This is a genomic window from Enterobacter cloacae complex sp. ESBL7 (assembly GCF_041679625.1).
GTDB classification, from domain to species: domain Bacteria; phylum Pseudomonadota; class Gammaproteobacteria; order Enterobacterales; family Enterobacteriaceae; genus Enterobacter; species Enterobacter asburiae_B.
Genome location: NZ_JBGORN010000001.1, coordinates 975,205 through 989,386 on the forward strand (window position 1 = coordinate 975,205; position 14,182 = coordinate 989,386).

13 protein-coding genes are annotated in these 14,182 nt (G+C 55.4%); 10 read left to right on the forward strand and 3 right to left on the reverse strand.

Translation table 11 applies throughout. The features are described from left to right. Positions 1 to 22: 22 nt before the first annotated feature. The gene (locus ACERY3_RS04760) at positions 23 to 1,237 is read right to left on the reverse strand and encodes an MFS transporter (protein ID WP_096151212.1); all 1,215 of its coding nucleotides are present in this window, start codon (positions 1,235 to 1,237) and stop codon (positions 23 to 25) included. Between the two features lie 145 nt (positions 1,238 to 1,382). Between ACERY3_RS04760 and ACERY3_RS04765 the strand changes: the two genes are divergently transcribed. Further along, positions 1,383 to 2,285 (forward strand): LysR family transcriptional regulator, encoded by a 903-nt coding sequence (locus ACERY3_RS04765; protein ID WP_373225171.1) that lies wholly within the window; start codon positions 1,383 to 1,385, stop codon positions 2,283 to 2,285. Between the two features lie 41 nt (positions 2,286 to 2,326). Here ACERY3_RS04765 and rne read toward each other — a convergent pair whose 3' ends face one another. After that, positions 2,327 to 5,446, reverse strand: coding sequence for a ribonuclease E (gene rne, locus ACERY3_RS04770; protein ID WP_373225172.1), 3,120 nt, complete (start codon positions 5,444 to 5,446; stop codon positions 2,327 to 2,329). Between the two features lie 572 nt (positions 5,447 to 6,018). Here rne and rluC point away from each other — a divergent pair. Next, positions 6,019 to 6,966: a 23S rRNA pseudouridine(955/2504/2580) synthase RluC gene (rluC, locus tag ACERY3_RS04775; RefSeq protein WP_024909023.1), complete on the forward strand. Its 948-nt coding sequence runs from the start codon at positions 6,019 to 6,021 to the stop codon at positions 6,964 to 6,966. Between the two features lie 132 nt (positions 6,967 to 7,098). Here the strand turns inward: rluC and ACERY3_RS04780 are convergent, their stop codons facing one another. Beyond that, positions 7,099 to 7,683 carry a nucleoside triphosphate pyrophosphatase gene (locus tag ACERY3_RS04780; RefSeq protein WP_039261893.1) on the reverse strand — a complete coding sequence of 195 codons (585 nt, stop codon included), beginning with the start codon at positions 7,681 to 7,683 and terminating at the stop codon, positions 7,099 to 7,101. A 140-nt stretch (positions 7,684 to 7,823) separates the two neighbouring features. On the opposite strand from ACERY3_RS04780, the gene yceD reads away from it, so the two are divergent. The 8 genes from yceD to fabF all read left to right on the forward strand — a co-directional run bounded on the left by yceD (position 7,824) and on the right by fabF (position 14,149). Next, the gene (gene yceD, locus ACERY3_RS04785) at positions 7,824 to 8,345 is read left to right on the forward strand and encodes a 23S rRNA accumulation protein YceD (protein WP_014883375.1); all 522 of its coding nucleotides are present in this window, start codon (positions 7,824 to 7,826) and stop codon (positions 8,343 to 8,345) included. 16 nt (positions 8,346 to 8,361) lie between these two features. Continuing rightward, positions 8,362 to 8,535 carry a 50S ribosomal protein L32 gene (gene rpmF, locus ACERY3_RS04790; protein WP_003857964.1) on the forward strand — a complete coding sequence of 58 codons (174 nt, stop codon included), beginning with the start codon at positions 8,362 to 8,364 and terminating at the stop codon, positions 8,533 to 8,535. Between the two features lie 80 nt (positions 8,536 to 8,615). Next, positions 8,616 to 9,650 carry a phosphate acyltransferase PlsX gene (gene plsX / locus ACERY3_RS04795; RefSeq protein WP_060568787.1) on the forward strand — a complete coding sequence of 345 codons (1,035 nt, stop codon included), beginning with the start codon at positions 8,616 to 8,618 and terminating at the stop codon, positions 9,648 to 9,650. 6 nt (positions 9,651 to 9,656) lie between these two features. Then, on the forward strand, positions 9,657 to 10,610 hold the full coding sequence (locus tag ACERY3_RS04800; RefSeq protein WP_023311150.1) for a beta-ketoacyl-ACP synthase III: 954 nt from the start codon (positions 9,657 to 9,659) through the stop codon (positions 10,608 to 10,610). A 15-nt stretch (positions 10,611 to 10,625) separates the two neighbouring features. Beyond that, positions 10,626 to 11,555 carry an ACP S-malonyltransferase gene (gene fabD / locus ACERY3_RS04805; protein ID WP_033145214.1) on the forward strand — a complete coding sequence of 310 codons (930 nt, stop codon included), beginning with the start codon at positions 10,626 to 10,628 and terminating at the stop codon, positions 11,553 to 11,555. Between the two features lie 12 nt (positions 11,556 to 11,567). Continuing rightward, entirely contained in the window at positions 11,568 to 12,302 is a 735-nt protein-coding gene (gene fabG / locus ACERY3_RS04810) for a 3-oxoacyl-ACP reductase FabG (protein WP_008500795.1), read from the forward strand. A gap of 277 nt (positions 12,303 to 12,579) precedes the next feature. After that, entirely contained in the window at positions 12,580 to 12,816 is a 237-nt protein-coding gene (gene acpP / locus ACERY3_RS04815) for an acyl carrier protein (protein ID WP_003857954.1), read from the forward strand. A 91-nt stretch (positions 12,817 to 12,907) separates the two neighbouring features. Beyond that, positions 12,908 to 14,149 (forward strand): beta-ketoacyl-ACP synthase II, encoded by a 1,242-nt coding sequence (fabF, locus tag ACERY3_RS04820; RefSeq protein ID WP_024909028.1) that lies wholly within the window; start codon positions 12,908 to 12,910, stop codon positions 14,147 to 14,149. Positions 14,150 to 14,182: the final 33 nt, after the last annotated feature.

The following is a 14,182-nucleotide window of genomic DNA, read 5'->3' on the forward strand; positions in this document are numbered from 1 at the left end:
CCGTCTGGATTGGGCATTTTTTTTATGCAACTTCTGCTGATGCGGAGGTGACTCGTGCACTTTCTATCAGACGGATTGCCAGCGCAATGACGCCACAGACCGTCGCCAGCGCGACCACGCCCGTCCAGCCGGCCAGCGAGTAGATATTGCTGCCTAACGCGGAACCCAGCGCCATCCCGATAAAGACCACCGTAAAGAGCAGGGCGTTGAGACGACCGCGCGCCTGCGGTTCAAGGCTGTATACCAGGTTCTGGTGAGCGACCAGGCTGGACTGCAGACCCAGATCGAACCCAACGGCGGAGATGGCGATCAGAATCAGCTGTCCATGAACGCCCAGCGCGGGCATCAGGAACATCAGGGCGAATGAAACGGTCACAAGAGCGGCACCAATCTGCGTGACTTTTCCTGCGCCCAGTTTGTCCGCCAGACCCCCTGCCAGCGGGGCAGCTAACGCACCGGCGGCACCTGCAATACCAAAACCACCCGCTACGGCACTACCCAGGTGATAGCGTTCCAGCAGCATGACCGCAAGCGTAGACCAGAAGGCGCTAAAGGCAATCGACAGAAAGCCCTGAGCCAGCGCCGCACGGCGCAGCGCCGGATAGCGACGCCACAGATGTTCCATTGAGCGCATCAGCGCCGGGTAGCTCAGCGTGGAGTGAATGGCAAAACGGGGAAGCACAAACCACATCATCACCCCGACGAACGCAATGCTCGCCGCCGCCAGCTGGTACATGACGCGCCAGCCAAACGCTTCGCCCACCACGCCGCTCACGGTTCTGGATAATAAGATACCCATCAGCAGCCCGGTCATTACCGTGCCCACGGTTTTCCCCTGTTTACCTTCCGGCGCAAGGATGGCTGCGGCAGGGACGATATCCTGTGCCATGGTGGCGGCCATGCCGATGAGCAGGCTTGCCAGCAGGAGAGAATGGATCTGCCCGGTCAGGCTACAGCCGAGAAGAAACAGCGCCAGCGCCGCACTCTTTATCAGGATTAACGTCCTGCGGTCGTGGCGATCGCCGAGCGGCAGCAGGAACAGGATCCCCAGGGCATATCCCGCCTGGGTGAGCGTCGGGACCAGGCCCATTCCTTCGATACTCAGGTGAAGGTCTGCGCCCATCAGCGGCAGCAGAGGCTGGGCATAATAGATAGATGCCACGCTGAAACCTGCACCTATCGCCAGCATTAAGATTACCCAGCGGCTCACGGCATGGGCGGCGGTTGTTGTGTTCATAAGATGTTCCTCATTCGTCGTGTGAGGCTATTTTTTATCAGTACGCCTTGCGACGGTAGCGGGCCCGGTGGTAAAACGCTTATACGTTGAACGTATAAATGAAAATGCGATGAAAAGAGCTGAGCGTATAGACAGGGTGGAGTTAATGCGGACGTTTGTTCGTATTGTGGAGGCGGGCTCTCTCTCAGCGGCGGCGCGGCAGCTGGCCACTACCCAGGCCACGGTAAGCAGACGGTTACAGTCGCTGGAGACCATGCTGGGCGTGCGCCTGATATTGCGCACCACCCACACGACGCGGCTGACGGATGACGGCGAGCGCTGCTATCAGCACGCCCGTCGGGTGATTGACAGCTGGCTGGCGCTGGAAGATGAGGTGGGGCAGACGGAAGATGAGCCGGTAGGCGTGCTGCGGGTGCGCGCTCCTCACGCGTTTGGTCAGGATCAGCTTCTGAAACCGGTAACCGAGTTTTTGCAACGCTATCCGCAGCTTTCGATTGAGTGGATGCTCAACGATCGGTCGGCGGACTTTCTCGGCGACAACCTTGACTGTGCGATTCGGGTGGGCGTGGAAGTCGATCCGGCGACCGTGTCCGTGCTGCTGGCCGAAGTGCCGCGCTCGGTGGTGGCTTCACCGGCACTTCTGGCCCGTTTCCCAACGGTTACCACGCCGGAGGATTTGCAGCAGTTTCCCTGGATAGCGATTAGCTCATTCTACCAGCGCCATGTGGAGCTTTTTCACGATGCATCACCCGCCACCGCGCGGATTGCTATTACGCCACGGTTGAGCACCGATAGCCTGTATGTCGCACGCAACACTGCACTCACCGGCCTTGGCGTGGCGGTGGTATCCAGCTGGACGGTACAGGATGATATTCGGGAAGGGCAGCTGGTGCATTTGCTGCCAGAGTGGCAGCCAGCGGCGTTACCGGTGCATCTGGTTTACCCCTGGTCCCGCTATTATCCGGCACGCTTGCGGCGTTTTCTGGAGTTGATGCGCCAGGTCATGCCTGAGGTGACCGGAATGAGAAAGCCCGTGCAGCAGCCATAAAAAAAGCCGACCCGAAGGTCGGCTTTTTACTTTCAGCGTCGTTATTCGACAGACTGCGGACGCGTCGCCGGTGCAGTCGCCTGATGCGTTGCACTGTGGCCGCCTGCAGCGCCTTTACCGTCGAAGCTGAACGCCGGGCGTACCCAGTCGCTGTGACGCGGGGCTTCAGGCACGTAATCCGGCGCCGGAGCGCGCGTCATTGGTGCTGTCGCCACGTGGGCAGCGGCTGGTGCAGAAACAACCGGCTCAGGTTTCACCTCTGGCGCTTTCGCTTCTTCGACAACCGGTTCAACCTGAATCTCAACGTCCTGAACGACTTCTTCAGTGGTGGTTTCAACCAGGGTTTCAGCGGTGTCTTCCACTGCGGCTACAGGTTCAGCCTCTTCAGCCACTTCCTCAGCCACCACGGCATCTTCTTCGGCGATAAGCTGCGGCGCGGCATCAACCGGCGCGGCAATCACTTCTGGATGGGTGGTTTCAACTTCCACTGCGTGAGGTGCTTCAGCTTCAACAACCTGAGGTTCAACCACGGTTGCTGCTTCAGTCACGACAGCTTCTACCGCGGCTGCGGGTGCAATCACCTCTTCGGTTACAGGCTGTTCTTCAACAACCTGCTCCGGGCGAGCAACCGGGTAGCGGATCCAGACTTTGCCGGAGGCCATTTCTGGCGAAGCACAGGCAATGGTCAGCGGCATTGGCGACTGAGCCGGGTAACGCTCGTCACGATAGCGACGACGGCGCTGGCCGCTGACGCGCAGATGACGTGGAGAACGACGTGAACGGCGCGGCATACCGGCGTTATCACGGTTTTCGCCGTTATCATCCTGCTCAACGTTGTTTTCAACGACCGCTGGCAGGTCAACTTTTGCCACTTGTGTACCGGTTGCGATCTCGCTGGTTTCAACCGCGATAGCGCCTGACTCTTCGGTTGCTTCAGAGGCGAAGCGAACTTTCTGAGAAAGCTGGCGCTGCTTACGACGCGGCATTACCTGAGTGCGTTCTTCCTGCTCGCCGTCCTGCTGTTCAACAGGCTCTTCGCGGTTCAGGTTTTTGACTTCCTGCTGTGCCTGACGCTTCTCGTCGTTACGGCGACGGCTGCGTTCACGGCGCGGCTGCTGGTCGTCACGCTGTTTGCTCTTCTCCGACTCATCGCCCGCCTGCTGGCGAATTTCGCGATCTTCAACATTCGGCTGTTGTTTCTCGCGACGGTTGCGACGGTTGTCTTCGCGTTGCTCACGGCCTTCGTTATTCTCAGAGCGATTGTCACGGTTGTCACGACGCTCGCTGCGGTCATTGCGATCGCTGCGGTCGTTACGATCGCGGCGGTTGTTCTGACGCTTACGGCGATCCTGCTGACGCTCTGGCTTGGCCGCTTTTGGCTCTTCTTTCGGCTGCTCTGGCTGAACTTCTTCTTCAGCAAACATCTTCTTCAGCGCGCCAAAGAAGCGGCTCAGCAGACCCGGCTGTGCCGGCTGGGCTTTCGCTACCGCGGCTTCTGGTTTCTGCGCTGCAGGTTTGGCCGCAGGTTTTTCCAGGGCTGCTTCCGGTGGTGCTTCAGGCATGATGAAGGTCGCTAATGCAGGCTGCTCTGGCAGTTTGCGCTCGGCTGGCTCTTCATCGGAAGGCAGGGACATCTCTTCTTCATGCAGCTTCGGCAGCAGGTAGCTGAGGGTGGTCGTCTCTTCGCCCTTACGCACGCGCAGCACGTGATAGTGTGGGGTCTGCATCTGGTCGTTTGGCACGATGATGCAGCGAACGCCACCCTGACGCGCTTCAATCGCACTTACCGCTGCACGTTTTTCGTTAAGCAGGTAAGAGGCAACGGGCACTGGCACAATAGCGTGAACCTCTTTGGTGTTCTCTTTCAGCGCTTCTTCTTCAATCAGACGCAGAATGGAGAGGGACAGAGATTCGTTATCACGCACGGTACCGGTGCCGGAGCAGCGCGGACAAACGTGATGGCTGGACTCGCCGAGAGACGGGCTCAGACGCTGACGGGACATCTCCAGCAGGCCAAAGCGTGAGATATGGCTAATCTGGATACGCGCCCTGTCCTGACGCACCGCTTCGCGCAGACGGTTTTCAACCGCACGCTGGTGGCGTACCGGGGTCATGTCGATGAAGTCGATAACAATCAGACCACCCAGGTCGCGCAGGCGGAGCTGGCGGGCGATTTCATCAGCGGCTTCGAGGTTAGTGTTGTAGGCAGTCTCTTCGATATCGCCACCGCGCGTTGCACGTGCGGAGTTGATGTCGATAGCGGTCAGCGCTTCAGTGGTATCGATAACGATAGAACCGCCGGATGGCAGACGCACTTCACGCTGGAAGGCGGACTCAATCTGGGATTCGATCTGATAGTGGCTGAACAGCGGGATTTCACCGGTGTACAGTTTAATTTTGCTGGTGAAATCCGGACGACCCAGCGCGGCGATGTGCTGGCGCGCCAGCTCAAGGACTTTCGGGTTATCGATCAGAATCTCACCGATGTCCTGACGCAGATAATCACGGAAGGCACGCACGATAACGTTGCTTTCCTGGTGGATCAGGAACGGAGCAGGGCGGCTTTCGGCTGCTTTCTGAATGGCTTCCCAGTGCTTCAGACGGAAGCTCAGGTCCCACTGCAGCGCTTCGGCTGATTTGCCAACGCCTGCGGTACGCACGATAAGCCCCATGCCATCAGGCAGTTCGAGGCTTGCCAGCGCTTCTTTCAGCTCAGTACGGTCATCACCTTCGATACGGCGAGAGATGCCACCCGCACGCGGGTTGTTAGGCATCAGAACCAGATAACTCCCTGCCAGGCTGATAAAGGTGGTCAGTGCGGCACCTTTGTTGCCACGCTCTTCTTTATCAATCTGAACGATAACTTCCTGACCTTCACGCAGAACATCTTTGATGTTTGGGCGGCCATGGGCGTTGTAGTTTGCGGGGAAATATTCGCGGGCGATTTCTTTCAGAGGGAGGAAACCATGACGCTCAGCACCGTAATCGACAAATGCAGCTTCAAGGCTTGGTTCAATGCGGGTGATTTTACCTTTGTAAATGTTCGCTTTTTTCTGTTCGTGTCCAGGACTTTCGATATCCAGATCGTACAGGCGCTGCCCATCCACAAGGGCGACACGCAACTCTTCTTGCTGAGTTGCGTTGATTAACATTCTTTTCATCGTAACTTACTCGTTATTCTTACATTGACGACAAAGCTGCGGGCAAGGTGACGCTTTCCGGGGTATGAACCGATGGCCTCGTGTCTGTTCACGTCGCCAACCTCACGGTTGTCGCTCGCTTAAGAGGCGCAGAGTGTCGGTTGCCTGTGTTTCATACGGAAACACAGCGCAATTATCAGGGGAATTGCCTGGGTAGAACTCTCCAGAGAACAATCCTTATACCGGGAAGTACTGCAACCCGCAGCCCGCTAACTGCCTGAAAGATCAATACGTCTTACGCCATTGCTGCGTGGATGATCGGTCAGACAAAATTGGTCATTCCGTCAACATCCTTACTTAACCAGGATTTAACACGGAAAACAGCCTCATTATTCCACTGCTCGCCGGGTTATAGCAAGATGACTTTTACCAATTATCACCCGGTTACTCACAGTTTCTTCACTTCAGAATGGCGATTGGTTTAATAACCACCAAATCGGTTGCGCGAAACGGGGAGCTGGCCGGATAAAAGTAAATATAAGCATAGAAAAATGAGTGGCGCTAATGGCTGACGATATTTAGAATCGCCAACCATGAAAACAGAGACTCCAGCCGTAAAAATGGTTGCCATCGCCGAAGATGACGCGGGGCAACGTATCGATAACTTTTTGCGCACCCAGTTGAAAGGTGTACCAAAGAGCATGATTTACCGCATCCTGCGCAAGGGCGAGGTGCGGGTGAACAAAAAACGCGTGAAGCCCGAGTACAAACTTGAGGCGGGCGATGAAGTACGTATTCCGCCGGTGCGCGTTGCGGAACGTGAAGAAGAGACCGTTTCACCGAAGCTACAGAAAGTGGCGGCCCTGAGCGATGTGATCCTGTACGAAGATGACCACATTCTGGTGCTCAATAAACCGTCAGGAACGGCTGTCCATGGCGGCAGCGGTCTGAGCTTCGGCGTGATTGAAGGGCTGCGCGCCCTGCGCCCGGAAGCGCGTTTTCTTGAGCTGGTGCACCGCCTTGACCGTGACACCTCTGGCGTACTGCTGGTGGCGAAAAAGCGTTCTGCCCTGCGTTCTCTGCATGAACAGCTACGTGAAAAAGGGATGCAGAAAGACTACCTGGCGCTGGTGCGCGGTCAGTGGCAGTCCCATGTAAAAGTGGTGCAGGCGCCGCTGCTGAAGAACATTCTGCAAAGCGGCGAACGTATTGTCCGCGTGAGCCAGGAAGGGAAACCGTCTGAGACGCGCTTTAAAGTTGAAGAGCGCTATGAGTTTGCCACGCTGGTGCGCTGCAGTCCGGTGACCGGTCGTACTCACCAGATCCGCGTGCATACGCAGTTCGCAGGGCACCCTATCGCCTTTGATGACCGCTATGGCGACCGCGAGTTTGATAAGCAGCTGGCGGGGACGGGACTGTCGCGTCTGTTCCTGCATGCGGCGGCGCTGAAGTTTACCCATCCTAATACGGGGGAAGTCATCCGTATTGAAGCACCGCTGGACGAGCAGTTGAAACGCTGTCTTAAGGTTCTGCGCGGCTAAGGTAAACGTAAAACGGCAACGAATGTTGTCGTTTTTAATGTTTGCTCCCTCTCCCTGTGGGAGAGGGCCGGGGTGAGGGCATCAGGCCGCAGTTTAGTAGGCCCATGCAAGCGAAGCGCCGCTGGGCAAAAGTCACATAGTCAGCGGATTACACTCTTCTCGCCTTAACATCTGACACAGGGCAATCAGCGGTAACCCCACCAGCGTGTTGGGATCGCGTCCGTCCAGCTTGTCGAACAGCGCAATCCCCAGTCCTTCGCTTTTAAAGCTTCCCGCACAGTTCAGCGGACGTTCCCGGCGCACATAATCCACGATCTCTTGCTCGCTGAGATGGCGAAAGTGTACGTCGAACGGCTCGCATTCGGTTTGCAGATGACCGGTGGCAGAGTTATAAAGCGCCAGGCCGGTATAAAAGGTCACGATAGTGCCTCGCGCGCGCAGAAGCTGCTGGCAGGCGTTCTCCTCCGTATGGGGCTTGCCGGTGATTTCGCCGTCCAGCACGCAAACCTGGTCTGAGCCTATAATCAAATGTGTGGGGTAACGTGCGGCCAGCGACTGCGCTTTCTCTTTAGCAAGACGCATCACCAGATGACGCGGTGATTCGCCCGGCTGTGGCGTCTCATCAACCTCTGGCGCGGCGCATTCAAACGGGATCCCGAGCTTTTCCAGCAGCATTCGGCGGTAGGGAGACGTGGAAGCAAGGACGAGATTTGGCATATTTTTATCACCAGATATAGCGTATCGATGCCAGCCATTTTAAACTACAGGCCGCAATGTGTGCGAATAATTGGCAAAAGGCAGCTCTGGTTGCCTTTTTCTTTGACTCTATGACGTTACAAAGTTAATATGCGCGCCCTATGCAAAAGGTAAAATTACCCCTGACTCTTGATCCGGTTCGTACGGCTCAAAAACGCCTCGATTACGAAGGTATCTATACTTCCGATCAGGCTGAGCGTATTGCCGAATCCGTAGTCAGTGTGGACAGTGATGTAGAATGCTCCATGTCGTTCGCTATCGACAACCAGCGTCTCGCCGTTTTAACCGGTGATGCAAAGGTGACGGTAACGCTCGAGTGTCAGCGTTGCGGGAAACCGTTTGTACAGCATGTTCACACAACGTATTGTTTCAGTCCGGTTCGTTCTGACGAACAGGCTGAAGCACTCCCGGAAGCGTATGAGCCGATTGAGGTTAACGAATTCGGTGAAATCGATCTTCTGGCTCTGGTTGAAGATGAAATCATCCTCACCTTGCCAGTAGTTCCGGTGCATGATTCTGAACACTGTGAAGTGTCCGAGGCGGACATGGTCTTTGGGGAACTGCCTGATGAAGCGCAAAAACCAAACCCATTTGCCGTATTAGCCAGCTTAAAGCGTAAGTAATTGAGGAGTAAGGTCCATGGCCGTACAACAGAATAAACCAACCCGTTCCAAACGTGGCATGCGTCGTTCCCATGACGCGCTGACCGCAGTTACCAGCCTGTCTGTAGACAAGACTTCTGGTGAGAAACACCTGCGTCACCACATCACCGCTGACGGTTTCTACCGCGGCCGCAAGGTTATCACTAAGTAATCACGCGCAAGCGTGATTAGGCTTAGTGAGGATTTCCCCGTGCAAACGGGGAATTTACCGAACCAGGCTGCGACGATACCTTGACACGTCTAACCCTGGCGTTAGATGTCATGGGGGGAGATTTTGGCCCTTCCGTGACAGTGCCTGCAGCATTGCAGGCACTGAATTCTAATTCGCAACTCACACTTCTTTTAGTCGGCAATCCCGACGCAATCACGCCATTACTCGCAAAAGCTGACTTTGAACAACGTTCGCGTCTGCAGATTATTCCTGCGCAGTCAGTTATTGCCAGTGATGCCCGACCCTCGCAGGCGATTCGCAATAGTCGTGGCAGCTCTATGCGGATAGCGCTGGAGCTGGTGAAAGAAGGGCGAGCTCAGGCTTGCGTCAGCGCGGGAAATACCGGCGCGCTGATGGGGCTGTCGAAATTGCTGCTCAAGCCTATTGAAGGTATTGAGCGTCCGGCGCTGGTGACGGTGTTACCGCATCAGCAAAAGGGCAAGACGGTGGTGCTCGATTTGGGCGCTAACGTCGACTGTGATAGTACTATGCTGGCTCAGTTTGCCGTGATGGGATCGGTGCTGGCAGAAGAAGTTGTCGGAATCAACACTCCCCGTGTTGCGTTACTGAACATTGGTGAAGAAGAGACCAAAGGCCTGGACAGCATTCGCGAAGCAGCTGAATTGCTCAAACAGGTTCCCTCCATCAACTATATTGGTTATCTCGAAGCCAATGAGTTGTTGACGGGTAAAACGGATGTTCTGGTGTGCGATGGCTTCACCGGAAACGTCACGTTGAAGACCATGGAAGGGGTCGTACGCATGTTTCTTTCTCTGCTGAAATCTCAGGGAGAAGGCAAAAAAAGCGCCTGGTGGCTGATTTTATTGAAGCGTTGGTTACAAAAGAGCCTGACGCGGCGATTCAGTCACCTCAACCCCGACCAGTATAATGGCGCCTGTCTGTTAGGATTGCGCGGCATCGTGATTAAGAGTCATGGCGCCGCCAATCAGCGAGCATTTGCTGTCGCGATTGAACAGGCAGTGCAGGCGGTGCAGCGACAAGTCCCTCAGCGGATTGCCGCTCGCCTGGAATCTGTATTAGCTAAAAGTGACTGAGCGTACATGTATACGAAGATTTTAGGTACCGGCAGCTACCTGCCAAAACAAGTGCGTACCAACGCCGATCTGGAAAAAATGGTAGATACGTCTGACGAGTGGATTGTCACGCGCACAGGTATCCGTGAACGTCGTATTGCCGCGCCAGACGAAACCGTGTCGACCATGGGTTACGAAGCCGCACAGCGTGCTATCGAAATGGCGGGCATTGATAAAGAACAGATTGGTTTGATCGTGGTCGCCACGACGTCTGCCACGCATGCTTTCCCAAGCGCAGCGTGCCAGGTGCAAAACATGCTCGGCATTAAAGGCTGTCCGGCGTTTGACGTCGCTGCCGCGTGCGCAGGCTTCACCTATGCGCTGAGCGTCGCCGATCAGTACGTGAAATCCGGAGCCGTTAAATACGCGCTGGTGATCGGTGCTGACGTGCTGGCGCGCACCTGCGATCCAACCGATCGTGGAACGATCATTATTTTTGGTGATGGTGCGGGTGCGGTGCTGCTGGGGCAGTCCGAAGAGCCAGGTATCATCTCCACGCATCTGCATGCTGATGGCAGCTATGGCGAACTGTTGACCCTGCCTAACGCCGATCGCGTTAATCCGGACAACTCGATTTACCTGACTATGGCAGGGAACGAGGTGTTCAAGGTGGCGGTAACCGAGCTTGCACACATCGTTGATGAAACGCTGGAAGCGAATAACCTTGAGCGTACCGCGCTCGACTGGCTGGTGCCGCATCAGGCGAACCTGCGTATCATCAGCGCGACCGCGAAAAAGCTGGGCATGTCGATGGATAACGTTGTGGTGACGCTGGATCGTCACGGCAACACCTCTGCGGCGTCGGTACCGTGCGCATTTGATGAAGCGGTACGCGATGGACGAATCAAACGGGGCCAGCTGGTCTTGCTTGAAGCCTTCGGTGGCGGGTTCACCTGGGGTTCCGCGCTGGTTCGTTTCTAGTATAAGGAATAAAAAATGACGCAATTTGCTTTTGTGTTCCCGGGCCAGGGCTCTCAAACCGTTGGGATGTTGTCTGAAATGGCAGCACGCTATCCGGTAATTGAAGAGACTTTCCGTGAAGCTTCTGATGCACTGGGTTATGATTTATGGGCGCTGACCCAGCAGGGTCCGGCCGAAGAACTGAACAAAACCTGGCAGACCCAGCCAGCGCTGCTGACCGCGTCAGTTGCGCTGTGGCGCGTCTGGCAGCAGCAGGGCGGTAAAGCGCCAGCGCTGCTCGCGGGTCACAGCCTGGGTGAATACTCTGCGCTGGTGTGTGCCGGCGTGATCGCGTTTGCTGACGCGGTACGTCTGGTTGAACTGCGCGGTAAATTCATGCAGGAAGCGGTGCCGGAAGGCACGGGCGGCATGTCTGCCATCATCGGTCTGGATGATGCTGCAATTGCAAAAGCGTGTGAAGAATCTGCTGAAGGCCAGGTTGTCTCTCCGGTAAACTTCAACTCGCCGGGCCAGGTGGTTATTGCCGGTCATAAAGAAGCGGTTGAACGTGCGGGTGCGGCCTGTAAAGCAGCGGGTGCTAAGCGTGCGCTGCCGCTGCCGGTCAGCGTGCCGTCTCACTGTGCGCTGATGAAGCCTGCTGCCGAAAAACTGGCGGTTGAGCTGGAAAAAATTACGTTTAACGCACCGACGATTTCCGTTGTGAACAACGTCGATGTGAAATGCGAAACCACGCCGGAAGCGATCCGTGACGCGCTGGTTCGCCAGCTCTACAGCCCGGTACAGTGGACTAAAACCGTTGAGTTTATGGCCGCTCAGGGCGTTGAGCACCTGTATGAAGTCGGCCCAGGTAAAGTCCTCACCGGTCTGACAAAACGTATTGTTGACACCCTGACAGCCTCGGCGATTAACGAGCCGGAAGCGATGTCAGCGGCACTCTCGCAATAAAAGAGGAATACCATGAGTTTTGAAGGAAAAATCGCCCTGGTCACTGGCGCAAGCCGCGGTATCGGGCGTGCAATTGCTGAAACACTGGTTGCGCGCGGCGCGAAGGTGATTGGTACAGCAACCAGCGAGAATGGCGCTCAGGCCATCAGCGAGTATCTGGGTGCAAATGGTAAAGGTCTGGTACTGAATGTGACCGAACCTGCATCTATCGAATCTGTTCTGGAAAATATTCGCGCAGAGTTTGGTGAAGTGGATATTCTGGTAAACAATGCCGGGATCACTCGCGATAACCTGTTAATGCGAATGAAAGACGACGAGTGGAACGATATCATCGAAACCAACCTGTCATCTGTATTCCGTCTGTCAAAAGCGGTAATGCGCGCTATGATGAAAAAGCGTCATGGACGTATTATCACTGTCGGTTCTGTGGTTGGTACCATGGGAAATGCTGGTCAGGCTAACTACGCTGCGGCGAAAGCAGGTCTGATTGGTTTCAGTAAGTCGCTGGCGCGTGAAGTTGCGTCCCGCGGTATTACGGTAAACGTTGTTGCTCCGGGCTTTATTGAAACGGACATGACGCGTGCGCTGACTGATGAGCAGCGTGCGGGTACGCTGGCGGCAGTTCCGGCGGGTCGTCTTGGCGACCCTAAAGAAATCGCCAGTGCGGTTGCATTTTTAGCCTCTGACGAAGCGGGTTACATCACTGGTGAGACCCTCCACGTCAACGGCGGGATGTATATGGTTTAACCACGAGATACACTAAATCATTCTGGTTGGATCAAGGCGGCAAGACCGAGAAGCCTGGGAGCATAGATTACTATGTGACCGGGATTAGAGGGCGCAGCCAACGCAGAGGCAGCCTGGATGATGACGTGTAGAAAAATATTTGCGTTATTAGGGCAAATGGCCTCAAAATAACGTAAAATCGTGGTACGAACTGCCGGGATTTAGTTGCAAATTTTTCAACATTTTATACACTACGAAAACCATCGCGAAAGCGAGTTTTGATAGGAAATTTAAGAGTATGAGCACTATCGAAGAACGCGTTAAGAAAATTATCGGCGAACAGCTGGGCGTTAAGCAGGAAGAAGTTGTGAACTCCGCTTCCTTCGTTGAAGACCTGGGCGCAGATTCTCTTGACACCGTTGAGCTGGTAATGGCTCTGGAAGAAGAGTTTGATACTGAGATTCCGGACGAAGAAGCTGAGAAGATCACCACCGTTCAGGCTGCCATTGATTACATCAACGGTCACCAGGCGTAAGTGAACATCTCCAGGCGGTCATTCGACCGCCTGAGTTTTATCTTTTTTAGTCCCACGAATCTCTTTTTTTATCCCTCCCTGGAGGACAAACGTGTCTAAGCGTCGTGTAGTTGTGACCGGACTTGGCATGTTGTCTCCTGTCGGCAATACCGTAGAGTCCACCTGGAAAGCTCTCCTTGCCGGTCAGAGCGGCATCAGCCTAATCGACCATTTCGATACTAGCGCCTATGCAACGAAATTTGCTGGCTTAGTAAAGGATTTTAACTGTGAAGAGATCATCTCGCGCAAAGAACAGCGCAAGATGGATGCCTTCATTCAATATGGAATTGTCGCTGGCGTTCAGGCCATGCAGGATTCTGGCCTTGTGATTACGGAAGAGAACGCAACCCGTATTGGCGCCGCTATCGGCTCCGGGATTGGCGGTCTTGGCCTGATCGAGGAAAACCATACATCTCTGATGAATGGTGGCCCGCGTAAGATCAGCCCGTTCTTCGTTCCGTCCACGATTGTTAACATGGTGGCGGGTCACCTGACCATCATGTTCGGCCTGCGTGGGCCAAGCATTTCAATCGCGACTGCCTGTACGTCTGGCGTACATAACATCGGCCAGGCCGCGCGCATTATTGCGTACGGCGATGCAGATGCTATGGTTGCGGGCGGTGCTGAAAAAGCCAGTACCCCACTGGGTGTCGGCGGTTTTGGTGCGGCGCGTGCGCTGTCTACCCGTAACGATAACCCGCAGGCGGCGAGCCGTCCGTGGGATAAAGACCGTGACGGCTTCGTGCTGGGCGACGGGGCGGGCATGATCGTACTGGAAGAGTACGAGCACGCGAAAAAACGCGGCGCGAAAATTTATGCTGAAATCGTTGGTTTCGGCATGAGCAGCGATGCTTACCACATGACGTCTCCTCCTGAGAACGGCGCGGGTGCTGCGCTGGCGATGGAAAACGCGATTCGTGATGCGGGTATTACTCCAGCACAAATTGGCTACGTGAACGCGCACGGTACTTCTACACCTGCAGGCGATAAAGCTGAAGCTCAGGCGGTTAAGTCTATCTTCGGCGAATCTGCCAGCCGCGTAATGGTGAGCTCCACCAAGTCCATGACCGGTCACCTGTTGGGTGCGGCGGGTGCAGTAGAGTCAATCTACTCCATCCTTGCGCTGCGCGATCAGGCTGTTCCGCCAACCATCAACCTGGATAACCCGGATGAAGGTTGCGATCTGGACTTCGTTCCTCACGAAGCGCGTCAGGTTAGCGGTATGGAGTACACCCTGTGTAACTCCTTCGGCTTCGGCGGCACCAACGGTTCTCTGATCTTCAAAAAGATCTGATCCTGACGTCCCGATAGCATTTAAAAAGGTCCG

What these genes read in the sequence shown, in the direction of transcription:
- ACERY3_RS04760 (WP_096151212.1), bottom strand. Translation starts at nt 1,237, where the DNA reads ATGAACACAACAACCGCCGCCCATGCCGTGAGCCGCTGGGTAATCTTA.
- ACERY3_RS04765 (WP_373225171.1), top strand. Translation starts at nt 1,383, where the DNA reads ATGCGGACGTTTGTTCGTATTGTGGAGGCGGGCTCTCTCTCAGCGGCG.
- rne (WP_373225172.1), bottom strand. Translation starts at nt 5,446, where the DNA reads ATGAAAAGAATGTTAATCAACGCAACTCAGCAAGAAGAGTTGCGTGTC.
- rluC (WP_024909023.1), top strand. Translation starts at nt 6,019, where the DNA reads ATGAAAACAGAGACTCCAGCCGTAAAAATGGTTGCCATCGCCGAAGAT.
- ACERY3_RS04780 (WP_039261893.1), bottom strand. Translation starts at nt 7,683, where the DNA reads ATGCCAAATCTCGTCCTTGCTTCCACGTCTCCCTACCGCCGAATGCTG.
- yceD (WP_014883375.1), top strand. Translation starts at nt 7,824, where the DNA reads ATGCAAAAGGTAAAATTACCCCTGACTCTTGATCCGGTTCGTACGGCT.
- rpmF (WP_003857964.1), top strand. Translation starts at nt 8,362, where the DNA reads ATGGCCGTACAACAGAATAAACCAACCCGTTCCAAACGTGGCATGCGT.
- ACERY3_RS04800 (WP_023311150.1), top strand. Translation starts at nt 9,657, where the DNA reads ATGTATACGAAGATTTTAGGTACCGGCAGCTACCTGCCAAAACAAGTG.
- fabD (WP_033145214.1), top strand. Translation starts at nt 10,626, where the DNA reads ATGACGCAATTTGCTTTTGTGTTCCCGGGCCAGGGCTCTCAAACCGTT.
- fabG (WP_008500795.1), top strand. Translation starts at nt 11,568, where the DNA reads ATGAGTTTTGAAGGAAAAATCGCCCTGGTCACTGGCGCAAGCCGCGGT.
- acpP (WP_003857954.1), top strand. Translation starts at nt 12,580, where the DNA reads ATGAGCACTATCGAAGAACGCGTTAAGAAAATTATCGGCGAACAGCTG.